This is a genomic window from Mucilaginibacter gossypii, assembly GCF_900100945.1.
GTDB classification, from domain to species: domain Bacteria; phylum Bacteroidota; class Bacteroidia; order Sphingobacteriales; family Sphingobacteriaceae; genus Mucilaginibacter; species Mucilaginibacter gossypii.
In genome coordinates this window covers 1-26,296 of sequence record NZ_FNCG01000023.1, presented here as the reverse complement: position 1 = coordinate 26,296, position 26,296 = coordinate 1, and the positions used below count along the sequence as shown (strand labels likewise).

22 protein-coding genes are annotated in these 26,296 nt (G+C 43.4%); 19 read left to right on the top strand and 3 right to left on the bottom strand.

Translation table 11 applies throughout. The features are described from left to right. Positions 1–27: 27 nt before the first annotated feature. From BLS28_RS27670 to uxuA, 10 genes are all read left to right on the top strand, one after another. Positions 28–810, top strand: coding sequence for an NIPSNAP family protein (locus BLS28_RS27670; protein ID WP_143020893.1), 783 nt, complete (start codon positions 28–30; stop codon positions 808–810). A gap of 381 nt (positions 811–1,191) precedes the next feature. After that, positions 1,192–2,439, top strand: coding sequence for an efflux RND transporter periplasmic adaptor subunit (locus BLS28_RS27665; protein WP_091175401.1), 1,248 nt, complete (start codon positions 1,192–1,194; stop codon positions 2,437–2,439). A gap of 286 nt (positions 2,440–2,725) precedes the next feature. After that, positions 2,726–4,183, top strand: coding sequence for a TolC family protein (locus BLS28_RS27660; protein WP_091175398.1), 1,458 nt, complete (start codon positions 2,726–2,728; stop codon positions 4,181–4,183). A gap of 79 nt (positions 4,184–4,262) precedes the next feature. Further along, positions 4,263–4,928: an ABC transporter ATP-binding protein gene (locus BLS28_RS27655; protein ID WP_091175395.1), complete on the top strand. Its 666-nt coding sequence runs from the start codon at positions 4,263–4,265 to the stop codon at positions 4,926–4,928. A 24-nt stretch (positions 4,929–4,952) separates the two neighbouring features. Beyond that, entirely contained in the window at positions 4,953–6,176 is a 1,224-nt protein-coding gene (locus BLS28_RS27650) for an ABC transporter permease (RefSeq protein WP_091175392.1), read from the top strand. A gap of 28 nt (positions 6,177–6,204) precedes the next feature. Continuing rightward, positions 6,205–7,389 carry an ABC transporter permease gene (locus BLS28_RS27645; protein WP_091175390.1) on the top strand — a complete coding sequence of 395 codons (1,185 nt, stop codon included), beginning with the start codon at positions 6,205–6,207 and terminating at the stop codon, positions 7,387–7,389. Between the two features lie 21 nt (positions 7,390–7,410). Continuing rightward, the gene (locus BLS28_RS27640) at positions 7,411–8,784 is read left to right on the top strand and encodes a sigma-54-dependent transcriptional regulator (RefSeq protein WP_091175388.1); all 1,374 of its coding nucleotides are present in this window, start codon (positions 7,411–7,413) and stop codon (positions 8,782–8,784) included. Then, entirely contained in the window at positions 8,768–10,066 is a 1,299-nt protein-coding gene (locus BLS28_RS27635) for a sensor histidine kinase (RefSeq protein ID WP_091175385.1), read from the top strand. Before BLS28_RS27640 ends, BLS28_RS27635 begins: the two co-directional genes overlap by 17 nt. Before the next feature lie 369 nt (positions 10,067–10,435). Continuing rightward, positions 10,436–12,106: a hypothetical protein gene (locus BLS28_RS27630; RefSeq protein ID WP_091175383.1), complete on the top strand. Its 1,671-nt coding sequence runs from the start codon at positions 10,436–10,438 to the stop codon at positions 12,104–12,106. Positions 12,107–12,980: 874 nt separating this feature from the next. Next, positions 12,981–14,174 (top strand): mannonate dehydratase, encoded by a 1,194-nt coding sequence (gene uxuA, locus BLS28_RS27620; RefSeq protein ID WP_256337561.1) that lies wholly within the window; start codon positions 12,981–12,983, stop codon positions 14,172–14,174. An 83-nt stretch (positions 14,175–14,257) separates the two neighbouring features. On the opposite strand, the gene BLS28_RS27615 is transcribed toward uxuA, so the two are convergent. Then, a complete protein-coding gene (locus BLS28_RS27615) occupies positions 14,258–14,620 on the bottom strand; it encodes a nuclear transport factor 2 family protein (protein ID WP_091175378.1) in 363 nt (120 codons plus the stop codon). 180 nt (positions 14,621–14,800) lie between these two features. On the opposite strand from BLS28_RS27615, the gene BLS28_RS27610 reads away from it, so the two are divergent. The 5 genes from BLS28_RS27610 (at position 14,801) to BLS28_RS27590 (ending at position 18,766) form a co-directional block, all read left to right on the top strand. Then, positions 14,801–15,349, top strand: coding sequence for an RNA polymerase sigma factor (locus BLS28_RS27610; RefSeq protein ID WP_208057811.1), 549 nt, complete (start codon positions 14,801–14,803; stop codon positions 15,347–15,349). 11 nt (positions 15,350–15,360) lie between these two features. After that, the gene (locus tag BLS28_RS27605) at positions 15,361–16,176 is read left to right on the top strand and encodes a zf-HC2 domain-containing protein (RefSeq protein ID WP_091175371.1); all 816 of its coding nucleotides are present in this window, start codon (positions 15,361–15,363) and stop codon (positions 16,174–16,176) included. 14 nt (positions 16,177–16,190) lie between these two features. Next, positions 16,191–17,054, top strand: a complete 864-nt coding sequence (locus tag BLS28_RS27600) for a DUF4097 family beta strand repeat-containing protein (protein ID WP_091175369.1) — start codon at positions 16,191–16,193, stop codon at positions 17,052–17,054. Positions 17,055–17,065: 11 nt separating this feature from the next. Beyond that, positions 17,066–17,890 carry a DUF4097 family beta strand repeat-containing protein gene (locus BLS28_RS27595; RefSeq protein ID WP_091175366.1) on the top strand — a complete coding sequence of 275 codons (825 nt, stop codon included), beginning with the start codon at positions 17,066–17,068 and terminating at the stop codon, positions 17,888–17,890. 465 nt (positions 17,891–18,355) lie between these two features. Beyond that, on the top strand, positions 18,356–18,766 hold the full coding sequence (locus BLS28_RS27590; RefSeq protein WP_091175364.1) for an RNA recognition motif domain-containing protein: 411 nt from the start codon (positions 18,356–18,358) through the stop codon (positions 18,764–18,766). 88 nt (positions 18,767–18,854) lie between these two features. Here BLS28_RS27590 and BLS28_RS27585 read toward each other — a convergent pair whose 3' ends face one another. Beyond that, on the bottom strand, positions 18,855–20,198 hold the full coding sequence (locus tag BLS28_RS27585; protein WP_091175361.1) for an FAD-binding protein: 1,344 nt from the start codon (positions 20,196–20,198) through the stop codon (positions 18,855–18,857). A 252-nt stretch (positions 20,199–20,450) separates the two neighbouring features. Between BLS28_RS27585 and BLS28_RS27580 the strand changes: the two genes are divergently transcribed. From BLS28_RS27580 to ligD, 4 genes are all read left to right on the top strand, one after another. Beyond that, the gene (locus BLS28_RS27580; protein ID WP_176844579.1) at positions 20,451–21,095 is read left to right on the top strand and encodes a carbohydrate-binding family 9-like protein; all 645 of its coding nucleotides are present in this window, start codon (positions 20,451–20,453) and stop codon (positions 21,093–21,095) included. Between the two features lie 31 nt (positions 21,096–21,126). Beyond that, complete coding sequence (locus BLS28_RS27575) at positions 21,127–22,422, top strand: sugar MFS transporter (protein WP_091175357.1); 1,296 nt, start codon at positions 21,127–21,129, stop codon at positions 22,420–22,422. 496 nt (positions 22,423–22,918) lie between these two features. After that, positions 22,919–23,095: a DUF3606 domain-containing protein gene (locus tag BLS28_RS27570; protein WP_091175355.1), complete on the top strand. Its 177-nt coding sequence runs from the start codon at positions 22,919–22,921 to the stop codon at positions 23,093–23,095. Positions 23,096–23,102: 7 nt separating this feature from the next. Then, a complete protein-coding gene (ligD, locus tag BLS28_RS27565; protein WP_091175353.1) occupies positions 23,103–25,829 on the top strand; it encodes a DNA ligase D in 2,727 nt (908 codons plus the stop codon). A 271-nt stretch (positions 25,830–26,100) separates the two neighbouring features. Here the strand turns inward: ligD and BLS28_RS31440 are convergent. Then, the coding region (locus BLS28_RS31440) for an IS3 family transposase (RefSeq protein WP_256337559.1) at positions 26,101–26,296 on the bottom strand (196 nt) is incomplete at its 5' end.

Here is a 26,296-nt window from a genome sequence, read left to right as displayed (position 1 = left end):
TATTTACTTCGAAAATATAACGCAGTTATGAAACCTTTTGTAAAATCATCTATCGCTTTTTTTGCCTGTTTATTTATCGCTGCAGTGGCATTGGCAAATGCACCGGCGCGTAATTATTATCAGCTTAAAATATACCATTACAAAACCCAGGCGCAGGAAAATACCATTGAAAAGTATTTAGAACAGGCCTACATACCTGCGCTGCACCGGGCCGGCATTAAGAATGTCGGTGTGTTTAAGCCTGTAAGCCAGGCAGATACCGCGAAGCTGTTATATGTATTTACACCCTTTCAATCATGGGACAAGTTAATGGGTATCGATCAAAAGTTACAGGCCGATGCCGCATATCTTGCGGATGGAAAGGATTACATTGACGCCGCTTATAATGATCAGCCTTATACCCGTTTTGAAACAATTATACTACAGGCTTTTCCGGGCATGCCTTCAACAGCGGTGCCTAATTTGACCGCTAAAAAAGCCGATAGGGTTTATGAATTGCGTAGTTATGAAAGTCCTACCGAAAAATACAATGTCAATAAGGTAACCATGTTTAATGTGGGCGATGAAATAGGCCTGTTTAAACGGCTTGGTTTTAATGCCGTTTTTTATTCGGAGGTTATTGCGGGCAGTCATATGCCTAATTTAATGTACATGACCACTTTTAACAGTAAAGAAGACCGGGACAAGCATTGGGACACTTTTGGTAAAGATGCTTACTGGAAAACGCTTTCGGCTAAAGCTGAGTATCAGCATAACGTTTCCCATGCTGATATTATCTTTCTGCGCCCGGCAGATTATTCTGATTTTTAGGTTGCCGGCAGGTTCAACTTATGGACTTGCACCAGAGGTGCAAAAGGTTTGCAGCATCTTCGTCCCCTCAGGGTCTCTCGCAGAGGACCCTGAGGGGCACCGCAATTTAAATATCTACCGGATTGATTATCCAGGACGGCAAATAAGCATGGCGTATACCTCAGGGTCCTCTGCGAGAGACCCTGAGGGGACATGAACAACAACTCAACGGTATAAAAATAAATCAGCGCCATCAACGCAATCAAAAATCAATCAACGGTCGGTATTGAATATTTTGTCCGATATCGATCACTTTTTCAAAATTAAAAACATGTAACTTATTGATATTTAATGTTTTAATATTGGTATAGCTCTTGCAAAACCTTATCCAAATTTATCACAATGGATAAGGAAATTACACTTGAAGTTACAGCTGCCAAACGCAAAAAAAGCGCGGTAGTCATCATTATCAGCATAGCTGTTCTGGTGCTTGCCGTAATGCTTTTGCGCGGATATATTAAATCAACCATTACCAGGGCCGAAATTACAACCGCCAAAGTTGAAATCGGCAATATCGAAAATACCATAAACGCCACTGGCGAGGTTTTGCCTGAGTTTGAAGAGATCATCACCAGCCCGATAAATGCATCTATCAAGAGTGCGCTGATGGATGCGGGTAATAAGGTCAAAGCCGGCCAATCGATATTAACGCTGGATAAATCGGCTACCCAAACCGATTTTGAAAAACAAAAGTTTCAGCTCGAAACCAAACGCACCGAGATCAGCAAACTCAAGCTTGATCTGAACAAAAGCTTCTACGACATTCAATCCAATAATGATATTAAACAACTCCACATCAGCAACCTTGCCGATGCCGTTGAAAATGCCAAACGCCTGTATAAAGCCGGCGGCGGTACCCGCGAAAATATTGAACAGGCCGAGCTGAACCTCAAAGTTGCACAGCTTGAAAAAAAACAGCTGGAAAACGAGATCAAAAGCAAGCAGCAAACCATGCAGCTGGAGATTAAAGAAGCTGAAATAGCGGCAGATATCCAGCAAAACGATTTGAAAGAATTACAACGTAAACTTGACCTGGCCAATGTGGTGGCAACACGGGCAGGAGTGATCACCTACGTAAACAAAAATATTGGCGCCAACATTCACGAAGGTGAAACCCTGGCACGGATTGCCGATCTGGGCAGTTTCAGGATCCAGGGCAGTATTTCTGATAACTCTGCCGATCAGCTGCATAGCGGCTTGCCGGTTATTGTGCGGATCAATGATGCCCAGCTAAGGGGGCATGTAAGCAATATATCCCCATCGGTACAAAACAGCATCATTTCGTTTGATGTGCAGCTGGATGACCGGGCCAGCAAATTGCTCCGGCCCAATATGAAAGTCGACGTTTTTTTGGTGACGGCTACACATAATAAAATTATGCGCGTGGCTAACGGCCCGGCATTTAAAGGCCCTTCTGTTCAGGACATTTTTGTACTGAACAATGGTAAAGCCGAACGCCGCACGGTACACATTGGTCTCACCAATTTTGACTATGTGGAGATACAGAGCGGCGTAAAGCCTGGTGATGTGATAATCACATCGGATATGAGCGAATATAAAAATTCGAAGGAAGTAACGGTGAAAAATTAGAAACAGGAGCTTGTGACACAACGGTGTTATCACGGCAGGCCCTTGGAAGAAACAAAAAAAGCGAGGGCTGTGCGATTCCCTCCCCTGGGAGGGTGTAGGGAGGGGTTTCGTGGACAAACAATTCGTTTAAATGGCGGATAAACCCCTCCCTGCCACTACGCATGTCTACACACCCCTCCCAAGGGAGGGAATTAAAAAATTCCCCAAACGGTTGTTGCTGACAACACCAACAACGGCGGGGTAACCATAACAGATTAAAAACGGTTAAAAAATAGAATCGGGCATCATGAAATTTATATACATCATACTATTATTAACCACAAGCTCAGTGGCGTTAGCACACGCTGGCACCGATACCCTGCGGCTAACGCTGCAGCAGGTGGTTGACATGGCCAAAGCCAATTCAATAGCCGCCAAGCAGGCTGCTACTGTACGCGAAACCAAATATTGGGAATACCGCACCTACAAATCAAACTACCAGCCGCAGCTGGCATTAAGCGGTACTTTACCTGGATATACTAAAACATTTTCGCAGGTGCAGCAGCCTGACGGTACTATACTTTTCCAGCCTATTCATAACGATAACTCATCATTACAGCTTAACTTTAGCCAAAGTATTACAGCTACCGGCGGTACTATTTATGGCACCACACAATTACAGCGGTTTGATGATTTTGACAGGCATAATGTATTGTATAACGGTATCCCTTACGGTATAAATTATTCACAGCCGCTGTTTCAGTTCAACAGCCTTAAATGGGATAAAAAAATTGAGCCTTTAAAGTTTAATGAAAGCAAACAGGTTTATATTGAAGCCCAGGAAAAGATAGCTGTTGACGTGGAAGGGTACTTTTTCGACCTGCTGCTGGCCCAGGTAAACCTGAAGATTGCCGAAACCAACTTGACTAATACCCAGGGGATCTTAAAGGTAGCCAACCTCAAGTACGAGTTAGGAAAGGTATCAAAAAACGAGATCCTGCAACTACAGCTGGAAAAGATCAACGCGCAGAAAGCCGTTGGTACAGCCAGGCGCGATATGGAGATTGCAACACTGAACCTGCGCAGTTTTACGGGGCAGGAGGGGAGTGAGCGGATAGTACTGGTAGTACCGAAAAATATTAGCCAGATGACCGTATCATCAGATAAAGTGCTGGCCGAAGCTTACGCCAACCGCTCGGATGCAATCGCTTTTTCACGCCGTATTGCAGAAGCAAAGCGCGATGTGGCTAAAGCCAAAGGGCAAAATGGTTTAACCGCCACGCTTACCGCCAGCCTGGGCTTTTCAAATACAGCTACCAATATTCCTGATGTATACAAGAACCCTCAAAACCAGCAATTGCTGCAGGTACAGCTTTCTATACCGATACTGGATTGGGGCAGATCCAAGTCCCGTGCTAAAACGGCTTTAGCCAACCAGCAGTTTACCGAGTATGCTGTTGAGCAGGATAAACAAACTTTTAAACAGCAGATAGTAACCCAGGTATCGCTTTTTAATGTAATGAAAGAGCAACTGGTTTATACCGCGCAGGCCGATAGCATAGCCGCCGAAAAATACCAGATAGCACGTGAACGCTATGTTTTAGGCGACCTGAGCATTACCGACCTTGGCATTGCCTTCCGCGAAAACGACCAGGCCCAGCGCGATTATGTAGCCGCCCTCCGTGATTTTTGGGGAGCTTACTACCAGTTGCGTTACCTTTCGCTCTATGATTTTGAAACAAACAAAAAAATCACCTATAACTAAATCAATAATTTATTTAACAAAACCCTAAACACATAAACGATAAAAATCACTAATTCACTAACTCAATAATTATTCACTCATGATACGTTTACAAAACATTGAAAAGGTGTACCGCACCGATACCGTAGAAACCCTGGCCCTGAACAGCGTAAGCCTTGATATTGCCAAAGGCGAATTTTTATCCATCATGGGCCCCTCGGGCTGCGGCAAAAGCACCCTGCTTAACATCATGGGCCTGCTTGACGCGCCCTCAAAAGGACAGATCAGGATTGACGATCAAAAAACAGAAGGTATGAATGATAAGCAACTGGCAGCTTTCCGGAATAAAAAGCTGGGTTTTATTTTTCAAAGCTATCATCTTATTAACGATCTGCAGGTGCTTGATAACGTGGAGCTGCCCTTACTTTATCGCGATACTACCGCCAAACAACGCCGTGAACTGGCTGCCGAAGCACTGGAAAAGGTAGGGCTTGCTAACCGTTTAAAACATTTTCCTACACAACTGTCTGGTGGTCAGCGGCAGCGTGTGGCCATAGCAAGGGCTATTGTAGGCAAACCCGAAATTATTTTAGCCGACGAGCCTACCGGCAACCTCGATAGTGCTATGGGCAATGAAATTATGGAGATCCTCCTTAACCTTAACCGTAATGATGGCACTACCATAGTAATGGTTACGCACGATGAAAATATGGCGCATAAAACCCACAGGCTGGTGCGCTTATTTGATGGTGCACAAGTTCAATAATTAACCGGTTTTAAAATTAAAGTTATGCTAAAAAATTATTTTAAAATAGCCATAGCGGTACTCAAGCGCCGTAAGTTTTTTACGTTTATCAGCTTGTTCGGGATTAGTTTTACGCTTACCATCCTGATAGTTTTAACAGCTTTTATTGATAAGGTAATTGGTGATAACTACCCGGATAAAAAGCGTGACAGGTCATTGTATATTACCCGGATCCAGGAGTCGGGGGATAATAATATGATGTCGAGTACCTTATCTTATTATTTTTTAAGCCATTATACGAGCATGATGAAAACCCCTGTAAAGGTTGCCATATCATCTATGTTTAAGGGAACCAATACCTATGTCAACAATAAAAAGATAGCTGTAAACTTCAAATACACCAATGCCGATTACTGGGATGTGCTGGATTACGATTTTACAGAAGGGAAACCGTTTAATAAGCAGCAGGTAAGCAATGCAGATCGTGTAGCTATCATATCAGAAGATATGAAACGGCAATACTTTGGCGATGTAACACAGGTGGTAGGTAAGTACATTGAGGCAGATAACGTGAATTACAGGGTAATTGGTGTTGTTAAGAACGTACCGGTAACTAATTACATGCTTTACAGCGATATCTACCTGCCGTATACCGTATCAAAAGAAGATTATAAAAGCAAAGGTTATCTGGGCGGTTATCTGGGCATTTTGCTTGCCAACTCGCCAGGGGATGTCCCCAAAATGAAGGCCGAATATGAGAATATTATAAAACGGGTGCCTGTTGAGCGAAAGGAATTTAAACACCTTTACAGCCATGCCAACACTTTTTTCAGGAGTTATGTTGATACCGGAAACGAAGAACATTCTGGCGTATTCATAGTAGTCACGGCCATAAGCATATTTGTATTCATATTTACCCTGCTGCCAACACTTAACCTGGTTAACATCAATATCACCCGTATTATGGAACGTTCGTCAGAAATTGGCGTACGGAAGGCTTTTGGTGCCTCGTCAAAAACATTGGTTTACCAGTTTATTGTCGAAAACCTGATACTTACTTTATTGGGCGGCTTAATTGGGATTGTTCTATCGCTGATTGTGCTTTCTGCGATCAATAACGCTAATCTTATAGCCAATCTTGAGCTAAGCATCAACTTTACGGTTTTATTTATAGGCTTGCTGGTTTGTCTTGTTTTTGGTCTACTATCAGGTGTTTATCCGGCCTGGCGCATGTCAAAACTGAACGTGGTTACGGCATTAAAAGCTTAATGGTCATTTACTTTTAAATCAAAATATTATGTTCAAGCATTTATTTAAACTCATCTGGAATAAAAAGAAGCAGAACTTTCTGCTCATTACCGAGATGCTGGTATCCTTCCTGGTATTGTTTGCGGTATTTACACTTATGATGTATTACTATAACAATTACAAAAAGCCCATGGGTTTTGATTACCAGGATGTATGGGTTATTAATTATAACAATTCATACCAAACCAAAAATGTGGATTCACTTAATCTTTATTACGAAACGCTTCGCAAAACAATAAAATCATTACCCCATATAAAAGAAATCACTTTTGTTAGCGGCAATATTCCGTTTTCATCACGAACAAACGAAAGCGGGTTGACTTTCAGGGGTAAGCACGTTCAACATCTTAATAATTTTACTGTTGAAGATTACTATCAAAAAGTAATGAATGTTACTTTATTGGAAGGGCGCTGGTTTGATAAGGAAGATGTGGTTGGCAAAAACAAAAGTATCATTATTGATGCTGCTTTAAAGGAAGCTACGTTTGGTAAAGAACCTGCTGTTGGGAAACTTTTAGGCAACGATGATGATAAAAACAAGTTTAAGGTAGTCGGGGTAATTCAAACTATTAAAAAGAATGGGGATTATTTAAACCCAGGGCCGGGTATGTATTTCAGAACGGATACAGGCTCATTCCGATGGCTCGATAAGATCCTGGTAAAGGTTGATCATGGTGCCGATGCTGCCTTTGAAGGTAAATTGTACAAAACAATGGCCAACGATATGAAAAATGCCAATATCGAAATTGAACACCTTGCCAGTAAACGAACCGATGCTAACTACTTTGCTTTGGTGCCTATGATCATATTGGCTATCGTGAGCACATTCCTGGTGATTAACGTGGCGCTGGGCCTGTTTGGCGTATTGTGGTATAATATTAATAAGCGCAGGGGAGAGATAGGTTTACGCCGGGCCATTGGTGCTACAGGTGGCGCGGTATCAGCCCAATTAGTGTCCGAATCTATGATCCTGGCAACGCTGGCCCTTATTATCGGGACCTTTTTCGCGGCCCAGTTTCCATTGCTAAACGTTTTTGATTTGCCTGCAATTGTTTATATCGAAGGGATATTAATATCTGTTTTGTTTGTTTACCTGCTGGTGCTCATTTGTTCGCTTTACCCCGGCAAACAGGCCGCGGCTATTTACCCGGCTGTTGCTTTACACGAAGAATAATTACGATATTGACCGCTTGTTATGATATTGGTTATTGATGATGATATTGCCGTACGCACCTCGCTGATCCTGCTGCTAAAAAGCGAGGGGTATGATGCTGCAGGTACCGATGAGCCTGCCGAAGCCCTTAAGATCATTAAGAAAAAGGCTCCTGAGTTGGTCATTTTAGATCTTAATTTTTCGATAGATACATCAGGGCAGGAGGGAATGGAACTGCTTGCAAAGATCAAAGCTTTTAACAGCGCTATCCCCGTGATCCTGATCACCGGCTGGGGGAGCATTGAATTGGCAGTTAAAGGTATGAAACTGGGCGCCAATGATTTCATCAATAAGCCGTGGAATAACGAGTACCTTATTCAATCAGTTAAAACCCTGCTCGATCTGCAGGATAAAAAGACCGAGCACCATACCCGTAAGCAACTGGATAAAACCTACAACTTTGAAAATATTGTAGGCGAAGATCCCCGGATGCTCGATATCCTGGAAACCATTGGCCGGGTAGCCTCGACCGATGCATCGGTGCTGATCATGGGCGAAAGCGGCACAGGTAAAGAGCTGATAGCCGAGGCCATTCACCAAAATAGCCTGCGTCGTAATAAGCCGTTTATTAAAGTAAACCTTGGGGGCATCTCAACATCGTTGTTTGAAAGCGAAATGTTCGGCCATATCCGCGGAGCGTTTACTGATGCACGGTTTGACAGGATAGGCCGCTTTGAAATGGCAAATAAAGGCACCATTTTTTTAGATGAAATAGGCGACCTGGATGCCGGCAGCCAGGTAAAGCTGCTCCGCGTATTGCAGGACCGCACCTATGAAGTATTGGGCAGCAGTCGCACCAAAACCGTTGATACGCGTGTGGTTTGCGCCACAAATAAAAACCTTAACGAGATGGTGGCCCGGGGTACTTTTCGCGAGGATTTGCTGTACCGAATCAACCTGATCACTGTTTACCTGCCCGCCCTGCGCGAGCGGCCGAAGGATATTCCATTGCTGGTTAGCTTTTTTATTAATAACTTGAAGCAGATCTATAACCGGCCCAATTTGTCGGTAGCACCATCGGCTATGAAGTGGTTACAGCAGTTGCCTTTACCGGGCAATATACGGCAGTTGAAAAACCTGGTGGAGCGCTCCATTTTGGTGAGCCGCAGGGATGAACTGAGTATCGATGACTTCCGGTCGCAATTGGAATTATCACCAGTTAAAAAAGGAAATATCCAGTTGCCGGGGGTGGGTACTTTAACTTTAGAAGAGGTTGAAGTAGAGATGATAAAACGGGCTTTAGATCATCATAAAAACAAGATAAGCAAGGCCGCCGCTGCTTTAGGGCTTACGCGCAGCGCCCTGTACCGGCGGCTCGAGAAATACCAGATCCCGTACGATGAAGCTGAGGACTAAATACATTTTATTCGTAGTGATCCTGCACCTGCTAACCCTGGTGCTTACTTATTTTATTTTCAACGATAACAAGATCTATTTTATCATATCGGAGGTGGTTGTGATCATCTCTTCGGTAATTGCCGTGCAGCTTTACCGGCAGCTCATTCAGCCACTAAAAATGCTGATGCAGGGCGTTGAGGCTATTAAAGATAAAGATTTTAATGTGAAATTCCTTTCAACCGGCAAGCACGAGGTTGACGCGCTGATTGATGTTTATAACCAAATGATGGACGAGCTAAGAACCGAACGGACACGACAGGAACAGCAGCATTTCTTTTTAGAAAAGCTCATCCACACTTCGCCAACAGGTATCATCATCCTTGATTTTGATGACCGTGTGCAACAGGTAAACCCTAAGGCGCTGCAGGCGCTGAACATGAGCGCAAAAGACCTGATAGGTGAACTGATAGGAGAATTGAAACACCCGCTCTTCGCACAGATCAAAGCCCTTAAATCGGGTGAAACCATAGTGGTTAAGCTGGATGGGATCAATTCATTCAAACTCCAAAAATCGCATTTTATCGACCGGGGATTTTCGCGCCATTTTATTATGCTGGAGGATTTGACCGCTGAGATCCTGGCAGCTGAGAAGAAGGTTTATGGTAAAGTGATCAGGATGATGGCACATGAAGTTAATAATACCATAGGCCCGGTTAATTCCATCATGCAATCGGCCATGAAAACCGATCAGCTTTGGGCCGGTCATGATTTCGATCCGATAAAAGATGCCTTGCAGGTTGCAATGGATAGGAACCAAAACCTTAACTTATTCATGCGCAATTTTGCCGATTTGGTGAAACTGCCGCCGGCCAACAAACAACCGGTTGTATTGCAAAAGCTCTTAGCATCGGTAGTAAAGCTGATGAATATCCGTGCCAAAGAAAAAAATGTGGCATTAGTCCTTCATTTACCCGAAGAACCGGTTAATATTATGGCTGATGAACAACAACTGGAGCAGGCATTCATTAACATTGTAAAAAACGCTATTGAAGCTATTGATGACCAGGGATCAGTAACCTTTACCATCAACCTCAAAGAAAAAAAGCTCGTTATCACTGATACCGGCAAAGGTATCTCAGCCGAACAAAATGCCAACCTGTTTACTCCCTTCTTCAGCACCAAAAAAGACGGGCAGGGGATAGGCTTAACCCTGGTACGTGAAATCATGCTGAACCATGGCTTTGAGTTTTCGTTAAAAACGGTGGCTGAAAGGCAAACGGAGTTTGTGGTTTATTTTTGATTCGGCCTTTATGTTTCACAGATAAACTGTTTAAATTCAATTGTTTTAATTGTAGAGACGCATAATTGCGTCTCCCTAATGCAAATTACGGCAAGTAAAAAACGACGAGGAAAGCCGCTTGTCCTATGAGAGACGCAACTATGCGTCTCTACCCAAAAAATCCAATTGCATTTCGCCGCCGCTCGGCCCCAGCCGAGCGGCAACTATCAAGCGGCCTCCGGCCGCCGTTGAAAAAGCAGTCAAGATGAGTTGGTTGGGTAACTTCAATAAAAATTCAACATTGTATTAGTTTTTGCTTAATCCTTTTAGTAACGTTGTAAACCAATTTAAATGTTACCTTAACAGATAATCACTGCAATTACATCTACTATGCAAAGACGGCATTTTATCAAAATTTCTGCAGCCACGGGCGCTGCAATGCTTTTTAGCAAGCTTACTTATTCGGCCCTGAACGGAGCCGCGATGATGAACGCCCCTGATGAGGTTTGGGCTCAATCCGGTACCGATTGGGTTAAGCTTACTGCGTCAAACGGATCTCACTACGCTAATAAAGAAATAAGCGTAAGCTTGAAAACTAATGGCAATGCACTTGGCGTATTCGTTTCATCGCCAAAACAGGAATTAAACGCGATAAGATTAAAGTGGAAACACAATACTGCTGCATCAGCCAAGTTCCTGGGCGATCATTGGGAACGTTCTTATGGCGACCTGCAATGGAAAACTATAGCTGCAGGCATTAAAAATCCGTGGTATGTAATTATTCATGATGATAAGCAAACGGCCTGCTTCGGGGTAAAAACCGGTGCTAATAGTATTTGCTGGTGGGGCGTAAATAATGACAGCATTGAACTTACCCTGGATACAACTTCGGGTGGTGTGGGGGTGCTGCTGGGCGACAGGCAACTGCATGCTGCGGATGTTATAACCACCAATGCTAAAACAGGAGAGAATACTTTTGCTGCAACCCATCGCTTTTGTAAAATGATGTGCGAAAAGCCGCGCATTCCAAAGCAACCGGTATACGGGATTAACGACTGGTACTTTGCTTACGGAAACAACTCGGCCGAACTGATCAAAAAAACCACCGCTATGATGGCCGAACTGGTTACCGATCATAGTAATAAACCTTTTTCGGTTATAGATGCCGGTTGGGCCACTTATTCGCCGTTATTACCCGGTGACGGCGGCTGGAACGATGACTTTTCAAAGCCAAACGATAAGTTTAAGGATATGCATGCGCTGGGTGATGAGATCAAAAAATTGGGTATGCGCCCCGGCCTGTGGATGCGTCCGCTTTGTGCTAAGCATGATGAGAAGACCAGCTTACTGGCGCCAAAGGTCCCCGGCAGGGATGACCCGAAAAATCCGGTACTCGATCCAACCATCCCCGAAAATATAGCCCGTATTAAACATAATTTTGATGTGTACAAGCAATGGGGATACGAAATGGTAAAGCATGATTTTACCACTTATGACATAGCAGGCCGCTGGGGTTTTGATATGAAGGACAGCTTTACTTCGCCGGGCTGGCATTTTAACGACAGGACAAAAACCAACGCCGAAATCATCCTGCACCTGTACCGCTCCATCCGTGAAGCCGCGGGTGATGGCATTTATGTGATTGGTTGTAATACGATGAGCCACCTGTCGGCCGGGGTGTTTGAACTTTGCCGTATCGGCGATGATACCAGTGGTCATGAATGGGCGCGTACCCGTAAAATGGGCGTTAACACGCTCGCTTTCCGCCTGCCGCAGCACAATGCCTTTTATGCAGTAGATGGCGATTGCGTAGGTCTTACTAAAGATATTGAATGGAAAAGGAACAAGCAGTGGCTGCAATTATTAGCCGAAAGTGGCGCGCCGCTGTTCATCTCCGGTCAGCCCGAAGCCATGGGCGAAGATCAAAAGAAAGCAGTAAAAACGGCTTTCGCACAAGCCGCCAAAGTACAGCCACAGGGCCAGCCATTAGATTGGATGGAAACCATGTTGCCAACCAAATGGAAACTGAATGGCAGGGTGGTTGATTTTGATTGGGCGTAAACCAAGAGAGGGGCTTGTCACCCTGAGTAGGGGTTTATTTGTTCACAAATGATCGCATTGCAGATGACATTTTTTTGCGTCTGATAATCAGTATATTGTACACTTGTCAATGGCAGCCAGTCGAAGGGTCGCGCGCAAAGGCCTTGCGCACCATGCTTCGATTGGCTCAACATGGGCCGTTGAAAAAAGCACTTTTCCGTCAGCAGGTAAGCTTCGGGTGAAAGCGGGCAGAACAATAGTGGCCTTGAGCGCAGGAAGGGGCATAGCAAGTTTTTGCAGAAGCATTGGGAAAGCGCGAGCGTAGCGGGGCAAAATAATTGCAGCCCGTGGTTCTGCCCGTTTTGCAGGGCAAAGGCCGGCGCGACGGGCTGTGGAGTGGGTGAGCGCAAAGAAGCCTCCCTGCTGACTTGATTTTTTGGGTACTTTTGTATCAAGACAAAAGTACCTGGCCCCGCGCGGCCAAGAGCGCGACGATGCAAGTTTGATAACAATAATTTCTTTTACCTGCCGTAAGGATCGCGCTGCATAATGAAAGGATTGAATGTGAGATTGCTCAAAGCTCAACCAGCACACAAAATTATTTGTAATTACCTGTTAGGCTATTAAAAAAATATAACGATTATTGGCGCGTGATAATTGCAGCTTGATATGTGTTTACTGACATGGCTGTGTCAGTGTTCAATTTTTAAAAATCAGGTGTTCAATGAAATAAGTTATTAAATGTTATTTTGTTGATTATTAGTGCTTTAGTTATTTTGCTGTAATATTTTGAACACTTAAGTGCTTGATTATCAATATTGGCTTTTTTTGAAGTGTTCAACCTTTCTAAAATTGAACACCCTGTTTTTGAATATTAAATCTACTACTATATAAAATGAGTGATACCAATACAAGCAATGCCTTCAGTATGATCAACACGATGCGTTGGTATGGCCCTAATGATCCTGTAAGTTTGGCCGATATCAGGCAGGCGGGATGTACAGGCGTAGTAAGCGCCCTGCACCAGGTACCCAATGGCCAGGTATGGACAATTGAGGCCATTAACGAGCGCAAGGCGATCATTGAAGCTGCCGGGCTTACCTGGGACGTAGTTGAAAGCGTACCCGTTCATGAAGCCATCAAAACCCAAACCGGAGACTACCTGCAATACATCGAAAACTATAAACAAAGCCTGCAAAACCTGGCCGCCTGCGGGATCCATATCGTTACCTATAACTTTATGCCTGTACTGGATTGGACGCGTACCGATCTCGCTTTTACAGTTGAAGACGGCTCAAAGGCCCTCCGCTTTGAAAATGCTGCATTTATAGCTTTCGACGTATTTATGCTCAAAAGAGAAGGGGCCGAACAGGAGTATACCGCCGATGAACTTGCCCGTGCCAAAGCCCGTTTTGGTGGCATGAGCGATGATGACAAGCAACTACTTCAGCGCAATATAATAGCCGGCCTGCCCGGTAGCGAAGAAAGCTTTACGCTGGATAAATTCAGGGACGCCCTTGCTGCCTATGACGGCATTGATGCGGAAAGGCTGAGGCAAAACCTGATCTTTTTCCTGCAGCAGGTTATCCCGGTTGCCGATGCCAATAATATAAAAATGGTTATCCACCCGGACGATCCTCCATATGCCATTTTAGGCCTACCAAGGGTAGTGAGCACCGCCGAACATATCAACGCGCTTATTGAGGCTGTACCTTCATTAAACAATGGTTTATGCTTTTGCACAGGTTCATACGGAGTAAGATCGGATAATGACCTGCCAGCCATGGTAAAACAATTTGGCGACAGGATCAACTTCATCCACCTGCGCAGCACCCGCCGCAATGAGTTTGGCGATTTTTATGAGGATAACCACCTGGAAGGCGATGTGGATATGTACGCTGTGGTAAAAGAGTTGGTGCAGGTAATGAAACAACGTAAATTAAGTATCCCTATGCGCCCCGATCATGGTCACCAGATGCTTGATGACCTTAAAAAGAAAACTAATCCCGGTTATTCGGCCATTGGCAGGCTGCGTGGCCTTGCCGAATTAAGAGGGCTTGAGCTGGGTATTATCCGCTCAATGGAATAGTGATCTTTATTGCTCCGAAGATAAAAACAAAAGGCCTTTGCGGAGAGCGAAGGCCTTTGTCATTTATTATTGGTTAGGTGCGCTTAGCCCATATTATAAAAAAACTGCTCGGCTATAATTTTTCCGTCTTTCACTTCATAAACCGCAATTTCATTCATTGGCATACGGCCACCTTCTTTATAGGTAACATCCATATCCATGGTTACCGCGAAAAAATTACCGGTAACAATCGGGTCAGATACCTCGCCGCTGTGAATCTCCTGAACCGAGGCATACCAATATTCTGTTTTGCCTTTAACTGCCTCTTTACCTTCAGTAAGCTCCATTGGCGAACCTTTTGGCTCCCGGCTCACAATATTATCTGCATAAAGCTCATCAATAGCCTGGGTATGATTGCCTTCGCGGCAATACTGAACTAATTTTGCTGCTACTTCGGTGGTGGTCATGATGTTATGGTTTTAATTGTTATTATAAAGTTAGTTAATTACACTTCAAACCAATTGCCTGTTTGGTTTAAATTTCTGTTAAGTTTGATCGCCAATTGCATCCTCCAAAAAAATAAAAATTTTCTGTAACCATTTTACGCCGCTGAAGTACTTAAGGTATATTACATAATTACAAACTGATTGAATACGCTTACAGACAATGCCATTATGCTAAAGGTGAAAGCCGGCGACCTTGACAGGATGGGTATGCTCTTTGAACGCTACAATCGGCAGTTGTATGGCTTTCTGTTCCACATGACCTACCAGCGCGAACTAAGTGAGGACATGGTACAGCAGGTTTTTTACAAAATGCTCAAATACCGGCACACGTTTACCGGCACCGGCGAATATATCCACTGGATGTACTCTATCGCCCGCAATGTTTTAAAAGATCACTGGCGCAAAAACAAACAGCAGGTACAACACGAGGGCGTGGAAGCGGCTGAAACCATGGCAGGGGGCCTGGTGCCGGATGAACAATTTGAAAAAAAGCAAGCTAAGGCTGAGCTACATCGTGCCATGGAAAAGTTAAGTGAAAGCCAGCGCGAGATTTTGGCCCTGAGCCGTTTCCAGGAACTAAAATGCCAGGAGATAGCCGAAATACTGGGCATGACCGAAGGCACAGTAAAAGTGCGCATCCACCGGGCCATGCAGGAGCTTAAAAGTATTTATGTAAAAATGGAACGATAAAACAGTATAAGATGAAATGTGAGCTATATGAGGAACTGTTTACCGGTTGGATAAACAAAGAGTTAAGTCCTGAAGAAAGTGGGGCTTTAGAGCGACATATTGCAGGCTGTGCCAATTGTCGCGAAGAGCTGCAGGGACTTCAGCAAATGTGGGATGCAATGGGCCAAATCGAAACGCCCGAACCATCGGCCAATATGGGCGTGAAGTTTTATGCCATGCTGGATACCTACAAGGAATCTGTAAAAGAGCAAAGGAGTTTGTGGGCTGATATTAAATACCAGGTAAGCCGGATCTGGGAGTGGCAGCCACGCTGGCCCATGGCCTATAACCTGGCAATGGTTGTGATTTTAGTCGGCGCAGGCTACCTGTTTTTCGGTAAAAGCAAAAGTGATGACCAGGATAAACAACTGAAAGCCCTAAGCTCGCAGGTGCATGAGCTTAAACAAACCATGATGCTGGCCCTGCTTGAAAATCCATCAGCCTCCGAGCGGATCAGGGGGGTAAGCTATACCAGCGAGATCAAGCATGCAGATAAGCAGGTGATAGATGCTTTACTGGCTACGCTGAACAACGACCCCAATGTAAATGTACGCCTGAGCACGCTTGATGCGCTGACACACCTTACCGGTTACCCGGAAGTAAGGGAAGGCCTCATCAAATCAATAGTTGAGCAGGATTCGCCGCTGATGCAACTGGCCATTGCTGATGTCATGCTGAAACTGCAGGAAAAACGATCAGTAAAATCATTTAAAGAACTACTGAAACAAAAAGGCCTTGATAATGGCGTTCGCGATAAAATCAAACAAACGATAACCCAACTTATTTAAAAATAAACCAAATCATGAAAAGATCACTATTACCTGTTTTAGCAGGTCTGGGGCTTTGCCTTGCCCAAATTTCGGCCCATGCCCAGGATTATAAAGAGCATATCAGTAAGCAATTCACTTTGCAGGGAGCGGCTTCGGGCACTACGCTGGCCATTTACAATATTTGGGGCTCTATAACCGTGCAGGGATATTCAGGCAACCAGGTATCAATTGAGGTAGATGAAACCATCCGGGGCAAAAGCGCTGGTGATGTAGAAACCGGTAAAAAAGAAGTTAAACTGGGATTTGATCAAAAGGCTGATAGTATTATCGCTTACACGGCCGAACCCTACGATACCCGCCCACGCCGCAACTGGAACCGAGAGGATCGTCATCATATAGATTATACGGTAAAATTAGAGTATACTGTTAAAGTGCCCTATGGTATAAACCTGTGCGTATCAACCGTAAACGATGGTAACATTGAAGTTAATGATGTATATGGGGCATTAAAAGTAAACAATGTAAACGGCGGCATAACCATTGCCAATGCCAAAGGTACAACCAGCGCACATACCATTAACGGGCCGCTTAATGTAACTTACCTCTCGGTGCCACCCGATGCTTCAAGCTATTATACACTTAATGGTAAGCTTGAAGTAACTTACCCGGCTAACCTGGCAGCTGATCTTGAATTTAAAAGTATGAACGGACAGTTTTATACCGATTTTCCGGATGCAGAGATTTTGCCTGCAAGAGTAAGTAAAACTGAATCAAAAAGCGGCAGCAGCACTACTTACAAGCTTAGTAAAAATAATGGCGTACGTATAGGGGCAGGCGGAAAGCTATTTAAGTTTGAAACACTTAACGGCAATATTTATATCAAAAAACAACAATAAAAAATAACAACATGAAAACGATAAGATTTACAGGTATATTACTACTAACTGCGCTGTTAAGCACGAGGCTTTGGGCGCAGGACGGTGAAAAAGGGCAGTTAGTTGTGCCGTTAAGTGATCCGGGAAAGCCATATAAACTGGAAGTTGGACTGATTAATGGTTCAATAACCATAACAGGTTATGAGGGTAAGGATATTATTATTGATGCCCAGGCTGAAGAAAGAAAACACCGTGAAAAGGAACCGGCACCGGGCGGAATGAGGCGTTTATCGGCCGGGAGCAACCTGGATGTACAAGCCCAGGAAAACAATAACCAGGTAAACGTTCATGGCAGCCCTAATAAAACTACTAATTTGACTATTAAAGTACCCATGAATAGTACCAGCGTTAAATTGTCCACTGTAAATAATGGTAACATCAATGCCAGCAATCTGAGCGGCGACCTGGAAATACGGAATGTTAATGGCTATATCAAACTAAATAATATATCAGGATCTGTTGTGGCCAATACGGTTAATGGCAATGTTGAGGTTAGCTTTAAAAGCATTGATGCAAAAGCGGCCATGGCATTTTCAACGCTCAACGGCAAGGTTGATGTTACGTTCCCGGCAAGCCTTAAGGCCAATGTAAAGTTAAAATCAGATCAGGGTGATATATTCACCGATTTTGATGTGGTTACCGAGCAGCGCAAACCGGTTGTTACCAAAAATACCGGTGAAAAAGGAATGTACAGCCTGAAAATGGAGGATTGGGTTTACGGGAAAATAGCCGGCGGCGGTCCCGAATTATTGATGAAAACCACCTTCGGCAGTCTTTATATCCGCAAGGCAAAATAATTAAGCAGCGTTTAATAAGTTTTAACCAGGCATTACAATATTGAGGAACTATGGGTAATTTTATCAGCAATTTTCACCAGTTAACCAATAGTGCGAGGTGTTAACAGCAACGGTAAAAGAAAAAATCAAGCCGTGAATTCTCGAGCGATACCGATACTATATCAATCCTTTGAATAGCATCGATCCACAGTGATAATGCTCGTGTATATATATGCAGCTTAAGTAGCTAAATAAAGGGCAAGGGATTGATTATGAGTTGAGATAATATTTAAGACGCTAAAGAGGTTTGAATGGAAATAATCCAAAGCGATTTACTACACAATTAGTGTGAAAAAGCGTTCCGGGATAATATCCGGAACGCTTTTTTTGTAAATAAGCCTTTAACAGGTGGTTAAGCAATAGGCTAAACCATTTTTGTGCACTATATTTGCTGACTGGTTACCTATTGCAATTACTTGGTAGAGTATGATTAAGCTTTTTATCGTGGGTTTTCCGCGGGACATGGAAGAAATTGAACTTGTTGAACTGTTCAGTGCTTATGGCACGGTAAGCACCGTGCGGATAATTACCGATAAAGACAGCGGCATTAGTAAAGGTTATGGTTTTTTAGAAATGACTGATGAGGCAGGCGCTCAACGGGCAATTGACGCTATGAATGGTGCTACTATCGATGAGCGTGAGATAAGCGTGAGGATAGCAGAACAAAAGCACCAGCCGCAACAAAAGCAGCAATTTTCAAAACCTAAGCCCGGTTTTAACAAGGTAAAACCACAAGGTTACAATAAGCCCCGCTTTCCGCGCGAAAATAACCGCTATGAACAGCAGGAGGCTGCGGCCCCGGTAAGAGCAAAACGCCCGCGCAGGCAGCAGCCATAAGTTTTTTCGAAAAGCTTAAAGCAAAAAGCATAAGGCTAAAAGCTAATAAATTGATTTTTTAATTAGCTGCAGCCTTAGCCCATTGATTTCAGGAAGTATAAAGCTCGTTTGCTAAAAATTGGTTTCTGAATTTTCCATGCGGATCGTATTCGGCTACCAGAGCTTTAAAAGCATCCATCTTTTCGTAACGTGCTGCTAATGTTTTAGCAGGGATGGTAAAGATTTTACCCCAGTGTGGTTTTGCTTTAAACGGAGAAAGCTCCTGTTCAATTTGAGGGAGCAATTTCAACACAGCTTCTGTTTCCTGTTTCCAGGTAAAATGGATAGCCACCGATTTTTGATTATGGGCAGGGCTCATCCACAGGTCATCGGCGGCAATGGTGCGGATCTCGGTGATGAAAAGATGAGGGCCAATCTGCTTCCCTAATCGCGCCACTGCTTCGATAGCTTCAACGGCATGATCAAAAGGCACAAAAAACTCTGATTGTAGCTCCTTTCCGCTGCTTGGTGTAAAGCCCATTTTAAAATGCGGCAACCGCTCATACCATGGCCCCGGAACGCCCATTTGATCGGTGCAGTTTTCGGCAGAGAGCCCTATAATTGGGTGCAGGTTTTTTGTAGCTGCTTTTGCTCCGTAAAATTCCTTCAGGTTTTCGTCTTTATCGGTACCCATCCGGCTTTTTATCCAAACTTCGTTAATATCGTCACTTTGCCAGTCGGTAAACAGGCTAACACTATACCCGGCCGAAACAATTTTTTCAAAATGCTGCTTTAGCTCGCTCATAGGCAAGCCTGTAAATACATGCTGTTTCATCATGTAAGTTGGTTGTATTTGCAGGGTAACTTTGGTGATTACACCCAATGCTCCAAGCCCAACCACGGCCGCATTTAGCTTTATCGCATCTTTTGCTTTTGAAAGATGAACGATACTGCCATCGGCTTTAACAATTTCCAGCCCCACTACTGCGCTTGATAGGTTACCGTTTTTTACGCCCGAGCCATGTGTTGCCGTTGTAATTGAGCCGGCTACTGATATATGGGGCAACGAGGCGAGGTTATGCAGCGCAAAGCCCTCTTTATCGAGATGCGGGGCAAGCTCGCCGTATTTTATACCTCCTTCAACCGTAACTGTATGATTTTGCTTGTCGATGGATACCACTTTGTTCAGGTCGCGCGTGGAGAGCAGGTTATCTTTACTGTCTGCGATATTATTAAAGCAATGCCTGGTGCCCAATGCTTTTATTTTATCGTACTTATTAATGAGCTGCTGTACCTCTTCAACCGATTTTGGGTAAAATACATTGCCTGTGCTGTAAGTTAAATTACCCGACCAGTTTTGCAGGCGGGGTTGTTGCGCGAATGATTCGAATGATGATAATAAGGGAGACGCCATCAAGGTAGTACTTAATCGAATGAAAGTTTTTCTTTTCATAACAAATTGGTTAGTACAAGGTAGCTAATTATAAAGTAGAACTGAAAGAGAAATTGCAGGTGGTTCTCCGGTAAGCACGAGGATTGAAAAGTTTTTATATTTTTTTAATAAGTAAATTTAGATTATTAAAAAATTTATAAACTTTTTGTTTATTTTGGTAGAAAAATTAACATTAGCCTGTTAATTCTGCATGAATCATTGATTTGGAATGCGCTTTTGATAATTTGAAACTAAACATTTTATAAAATAACAGTGAAGGAAGTTTACGCCCCCTTTATTCCGGGTACTTACAATGAAAATAACCTTGATGAGCTATCGGTTTTACTCGAAAAAGGAGAAAAGTACGCTATCGATAATCTTTTATGGAGCGATACCCAATATTTTCCATCAGTTAATTTTTCAATAGCTCATGTCAAAAACGGTGTAGCCCTAAAATATTTTGTAGAGGAACAATATACACAGGTAACTTATAAAGCTGTAAATGATCCGGTTTATAAAGATAGCTGCGTGGAGTTTTTTATAAGTTTTGCCGATGACCAAAATTACTACAACCTGGAATTTAATGCCCTCGGGACTGCATTGGTTGGCTTTGGTAAAGACCGCAATGGAAGGCTGGCTGTACCTAATGATACGGTGAGTGGCATAAAAGTATTAAGTAAGATAAATTGGGCTGAAGATTTAGCCAGTTTTAATAAATGGGAGTTAACGTTGCTGGTTCCTTTTGATGTTTTTATTTATCATGATATTCAAACATTGAATGGCATAACCAGCCGGGCAAACTTTTTTAAATGCGGCGATGACCTGCCCGAACCGCATTTTATAAGCTGGAGCAACATAGATAGCCCCGTACCTGATTTTCATTTGTCGCAGTTTTTTGGTACGGTAAAATTCATTTAAAATAAAATACCTCTAAATAAAATAATATACTATGGCCCAGGCAACAAGTTCAGTAATCGAATCGCCGGTAAAAAGATCAGCGATAAACCCAATTGTAATTATCGGTGCTTTATTTTTCATTTTTGGTTTTGTAACCTGGATGAACGGAACACTCATTCCCTACTTAAAAATAGCGTGCGAGCTGACTACCAAGGAAGCATATTTTGTAACTACAGCTTTTTATATTGCTTACGTTGTTATGGGTATTCCCGCCGGAAAAACCATCAAAAAGTTTGGATTTAAAAACGGGATGGCCATAGGCTTGTTTGTAATGGCAATAGGTGCATTGATATTTATCCCCGCTGCAATGACCCGTACTTACGGGATATTTTTAATTGGCTTGTTTGTTCAGGGCACTGGGCTAACCGTGCTGCAAACCGCTTCAAACCCCTATATCACTATTTTGGGGCCTGCCGAAACTGCTGCCCGGCGGATCAGTATCATGGGGATCTGTAACAAGATCGCCGGCGCTTTAGCACCTGTTATTTTGGGTACTGTAGTACTCGCCAATATTGATTCGATAACCGAAAAGCTTAAAACTTTAAGTGCAACAGAAAAAGCACTGGAGTTAAATGAGCTGGCATCAAGGGTGATTATGCCCTACAGTATCATGGTGGTAGTTTTGATTTTGCTGGCCATCCTTATTTATTTTTCATCATTACCCGAGATCAACACCGAGCATGAAGACGAAACCGTAGCTGCCGCAAATACCAATAAAACAAGTATTGTACAGTTTCCGCATTTGATGCTTGGCGTAGCAACCCTGTTTGTTTATGTAGGTGCCGAAGTTATTGCCGGCGATTCAATTTCACTTTACGGCACTTCTCAACATATCCCATTATCAACAGCTAAATTTTTTACATCATGTACTTTGATCTCCATGATCGTTGGTTACCTGGTTGGTGTTTTCTGTATCCCGAAACTTATCACACAACAAAAAGCGTTGGTAGCTTCGGCAATTTTGGGTCTCATTTTAACCATTGCAACATTGTTAACCCACGGCTACGCATCGGTATTTTGTATTGCATTGCTTGGTTTGGCCAATTCGTTAATGTGGCCTGCTATATGGCCGCTGGCATTGGCCGGTTTAGGCCGCTTTACTAAAATAGCATCTTCATTATTGGTTATGGGCATTGCAGGTGGCGCTGTTTTGCCCCCGCTCTATGGTTATTTTTCGGAAAAGTTTTCGGCGCAGTCTGCCTATATTTTGCTTATTCCTATTTACCTGTTTATCCTTTTTTATTCTACAATAGGGCATAAGGCCGGCAGGCAAAACATAAAAGCCTGATCGTAACATTCTTTTAAGCGTTTTATCTAAAAGCCTGGGAAGCGAAACTTCTCAGGCTTTGTTGTTTGAAACTGTCCTGAATGCGATTTAAAAACTGTTTGTAGCATCAATAAAAGGGCGGGTGTTTATCACTAATAATCGTTAAACAATCGTCGATACTCGAAATATGGTGAATTTTAATTAGTGGTATTGATGTAACCTGTTGGTATTTAAATAGTTGTAAAATGGCACGCGGTATGCTTAAGTTTTACACAGCAAACCAAATTAAAATATCTAAAAAAATAACTATGGAAACGTTTATATTCTGGGTAACCCGCTTGGTATTGCTTGCCTGCCTTGCTGTACTGGTTTACATGATGATGCCAAACTACGCCGACCAAAGTGATGGGTGGGAGTAACCATCTGCTGATTAATAAATTTTAGTACAATAATTTATTAATTAATAATCAAACCTTTAATTGGCCGATCTGTTAATATATCAATCATAAAACTAATCATGAACAACGGGAACAAAGCGGGATTGCATGACAACAGCATCATCAATACCAGCGAAAATTATGAGGTTGAGTATTGGGCAAACAAATTTGGAGTTCGCCCGGAAAGGTTAAAAACAGCGGTACGTGCCGTTGGGAATTCAGCCGTCGCGGTAGCCAAATTTTTGAACAACAAATAGCACCACTATGAGCCTGGAAAAGTATGCAGAAAAACGCGATTTTAGCAAAACCCGTGAGCCCAAAGCGGGGAGGAGCAAGGACAAAGACCACCTGATGTTTGTGATCCAAAAGCATGATGCTTCGCGTTTACACTATGATTTCAGGCTTGAAATGGATGGTGTACTTAAAAGCTGGGCCATACCCAAAGGCCCCTCAACCGATCCTAAGGTCAAGCGCCTTGCTATGATGGTTGAGGATCATCCATTTGACTACCGGAATTTTGAAGGCCTGATCCCCAAAGGTGAGTATGGCGGCGGTACCGTTATAGTTTGGGATGAGGGTACTTATGAGCCCATTGAAGAGATCAAAGGCAAAAAAGCCCAGGAAAAACACCTGCTTAAACAACTCGAGGCAGGGTCGGTAAAGATCAAACTGCATGGCGAGAAGCTGGAGGGTGAATATGCCCTTGTTAAAACTCATGGTATGGGCGAAAACGGCTGGCTGCTCATTAAGCACAATGATCAATTTGCGTCGGTTAAAGATATTACCAAAAAAGATAAATCTATTCTTTCTGGAAAAACCATTGAAAATATGGAAAAAACCAGCGAAAAGGTTTGGCAGCACGGGCATGAAGAGGATGTAGAAAAGCCTGAAAAAACAGGTAAAAAAAAAGTCCTGAACGAACCCGTTGAACAACTGGAAAAGAAAGTGGACACTAATGATACGGAGGATTTTGATGTTGAACAACTACTAAAAAAAGCACCTGAATCAAAAGCGCCAACTAAGATAAAGCCAATGAAGGCCACCCTTGTAGACGAGCCTTTTGATGACCCCGATTGGCTTTACGAGGTTAAATGGGATGGCTACAGGGCCATTGCCGTGATCGACAAGAAAGGAGCGGAGCTGATCTCCCGTAATAATCTTCCTTTTGATAAATATTATCCAATTAATAAATTACTGAAAGACTGGCAGATCAATGCTGTAATTGATGGCGAGATCCTGGTATTGAATGATAAAGGTGTTTCCGATTTTGGAGCGCTGCAAAACTGGCGGAGCGAGGCCGATGGCAATTTGGTTTATTATGTTTTCGATATCCTTTGGTATGAGGGTAAAAACCTGATGGGATTGCCCCTTAAACAACGCCAGGCTATCTTAAGTGCGGTTCTTCCCACCAATGATGACCGCATCCGTCAAAGCAAAGTTTTTGATACAGGTGGGATCGAATTTTTTAACGCCGCCGAAAGGATTGGACTGGAAGGTATCATCGCTAAAAAAGCCAGCAGTGTTTATACTTCCGATCTTCGCTCAAAAGAGTGGCTTAAAATAAAAGTGCAACGCAGGCAGGAAGTGATCATTGCCGGCTTTACCAAAAATGCGGGCACTTCCAAATCGTTCAGCGCGCTGGTGCTTGCTTTATATGATGATAAGGGTAAACTACAGTATGCCGGTAAAGTGGGTACAGGCTTTTCTGATAAACTGCAGAAAGAAATGATGGAACAGTTTAAGCCGCTTATTACCGATAAAAGTCCGTTTGAAGTGGAGCCTGATGTGGATAAGCCGTCAAGGTTCAGGCCGCAGCGATTAGGGGCCAAACCCACCTGGCTTAAACCCGAATTGGTTTGCGAGGTGGCATTTGCTGAAGTGACCAATGATGGAGTGTTCAGGCAAGCCTCTTTTAAAGGGATGCGTAGCGATAAAAAAACAAAAGATGTTGTACTGGAAACTCCGAAACATACCGCCGAAACCGTTGAGGAAGCCGAAGGAGCTGATAATGATACACACGCTAAAGCCATTAAGCCCGTGAAAAATACTGACCGGAAAACCCTTCTTAATCCTAAAGATGAAACCCAGGTACGCAAAATTTGCGGACATGAGCTCAAATTTACACACCTGAGCAAAGTTTACTGGCCCGAAGATGGTGTAACCAAGCGGGATATGTTCAACTACTATTACCAGGTCGCTGAATATATTTTACCTTATTTAAAGGATAGGCCTATGTCGCTCAACAGGTTTCCTAATGGCATTCATGGGCCAAGTTTTTACCAAAAGGATGTGAAAGGTAAAGCACCCGATTGGATTACTAAAACTTTCCCTTACACCACCAGCGAAGGGGAACATAAAGAATATCTGGTAGGTTCTGATGAATCTTATTTACTATGGATGGCATCACTGGGATGTATTGAAATGAACCCCTGGTTTAGCCGGGTACAATCGCCGGATAATCCTGATTACTGCGTGATCGACCTCGATCCGGATAAAAATACGTTCGACCAGGTTATTGCGGCCGCTTTGGAGGTAAAAAAAGTGCTTGACGCTATAGATGTACCTTCATACTGTAAAACATCGGGATCAACAGGGATGCATATTTATATCCCGTTGGGCGCGAAGTATGATTATGATCAGTCACAGATGTTTGCGCGGCTCGTGGTGGGCATTGTTCATAAGCAAATTCCCGATTATACAAGTTTGGAACGTATGGTAGCCAAGCGAAATGGTAAAATGTACCTTGATTTTCTGCAGAACCGTCCGGGAGCTACCGTAGCGGGGCCGTATTCCTTAAGACCTAAACCGGGCGCTACTGTTTCTATGCCCCTGCATTGGGACGAAGTGAAACCTGGGCTCACCATGAAAGATTTTACCATTTTTAATTCCATCGACCGCCTTAAAGAAACCGGCGACCTTTTTAAAGGTGTACTGGCAAAAGGCATCGACCTGGAAAAAACTATTAAGAAGGCGAAGAGTGTGTTTGAGTAGAATTTAATAGATTGTGATGCTGAGTGTTTAAACCCGGAGGCCTCTGAAGGTGAAATGACAAAAGATGGCCTGTCAGTCTGAGCCTGTCGAAGACCCGTGCGCAGAGGCCTGCCCGCTGGGGTGTGATGGTTTATCCGGACAGTTGATCTGTCATGATTTATAAAAGTAAAAATAAATAACTTGTTGTTTGTTTGTGGTGTTGAAATGTGGGAAACTCGGAGAGTTTTCCATATTTCAACACGTTTTTCTTTTTTTGCTTCTTTTTTTCTTTTTATCGGGCCTCCGCTTTTTGTGGATAACTTGCCTTTCGCTCAAACGCCATCGGGCTGATATAGCCTAAGGCTGAATGTCTTCGGATAGGGTTATAGTACATTTCAATATATTCAAATATCTCGCTGCGGGCATTTTCTATATTTTCAAAAGAGCCGTCCTGCAATAGCTCGGCTTTAAACCGGGAGAAGTACGAT

Excerpts from the sequence above, each read along its gene's own strand:
- BLS28_RS27670 (WP_143020893.1), top strand. The coding sequence starts at position 28 with ATGAAACCTTTTGTAAAATCATCTATCGCTTTTTTTGCCTGTTTATTT.
- BLS28_RS27665 (WP_091175401.1), top strand. The coding sequence starts at position 1,192 with ATGGATAAGGAAATTACACTTGAAGTTACAGCTGCCAAACGCAAAAAA.
- BLS28_RS27660 (WP_091175398.1), top strand. The coding sequence starts at position 2,726 with ATGAAATTTATATACATCATACTATTATTAACCACAAGCTCAGTGGCG.
- BLS28_RS27655 (WP_091175395.1), top strand. The coding sequence starts at position 4,263 with ATGATACGTTTACAAAACATTGAAAAGGTGTACCGCACCGATACCGTA.
- BLS28_RS27650 (WP_091175392.1), top strand. The coding sequence starts at position 4,953 with ATGCTAAAAAATTATTTTAAAATAGCCATAGCGGTACTCAAGCGCCGT.
- BLS28_RS27645 (WP_091175390.1), top strand. The coding sequence starts at position 6,205 with ATGTTCAAGCATTTATTTAAACTCATCTGGAATAAAAAGAAGCAGAAC.
- BLS28_RS27640 (WP_091175388.1), top strand. The coding sequence starts at position 7,411 with ATGATATTGGTTATTGATGATGATATTGCCGTACGCACCTCGCTGATC.
- BLS28_RS27635 (WP_091175385.1), top strand. The coding sequence starts at position 8,768 with ATGAAGCTGAGGACTAAATACATTTTATTCGTAGTGATCCTGCACCTG.
- BLS28_RS27630 (WP_091175383.1), top strand. The coding sequence starts at position 10,436 with ATGCAAAGACGGCATTTTATCAAAATTTCTGCAGCCACGGGCGCTGCA.
- uxuA (WP_256337561.1), top strand. The coding sequence starts at position 12,981 with ATGAGTGATACCAATACAAGCAATGCCTTCAGTATGATCAACACGATG.
- BLS28_RS27615 (WP_091175378.1), bottom strand. The coding sequence starts at position 14,620 with ATGACCACCACCGAAGTAGCAGCAAAATTAGTTCAGTATTGCCGCGAA.
- BLS28_RS27605 (WP_091175371.1), top strand. The coding sequence starts at position 15,361 with ATGAAATGTGAGCTATATGAGGAACTGTTTACCGGTTGGATAAACAAA.
- BLS28_RS27600 (WP_091175369.1), top strand. The coding sequence starts at position 16,191 with ATGAAAAGATCACTATTACCTGTTTTAGCAGGTCTGGGGCTTTGCCTT.
- BLS28_RS27595 (WP_091175366.1), top strand. The coding sequence starts at position 17,066 with ATGAAAACGATAAGATTTACAGGTATATTACTACTAACTGCGCTGTTA.
- BLS28_RS27590 (WP_091175364.1), top strand. The coding sequence starts at position 18,356 with ATGATTAAGCTTTTTATCGTGGGTTTTCCGCGGGACATGGAAGAAATT.
- BLS28_RS27585 (WP_091175361.1), bottom strand. The coding sequence starts at position 20,198 with ATGAAAAGAAAAACTTTCATTCGATTAAGTACTACCTTGATGGCGTCT.
- BLS28_RS27575 (WP_091175357.1), top strand. The coding sequence starts at position 21,127 with ATGGCCCAGGCAACAAGTTCAGTAATCGAATCGCCGGTAAAAAGATCA.
- BLS28_RS27570 (WP_091175355.1), top strand. The coding sequence starts at position 22,919 with ATGAACAACGGGAACAAAGCGGGATTGCATGACAACAGCATCATCAAT.
- ligD (WP_091175353.1), top strand. The coding sequence starts at position 23,103 with ATGAGCCTGGAAAAGTATGCAGAAAAACGCGATTTTAGCAAAACCCGT.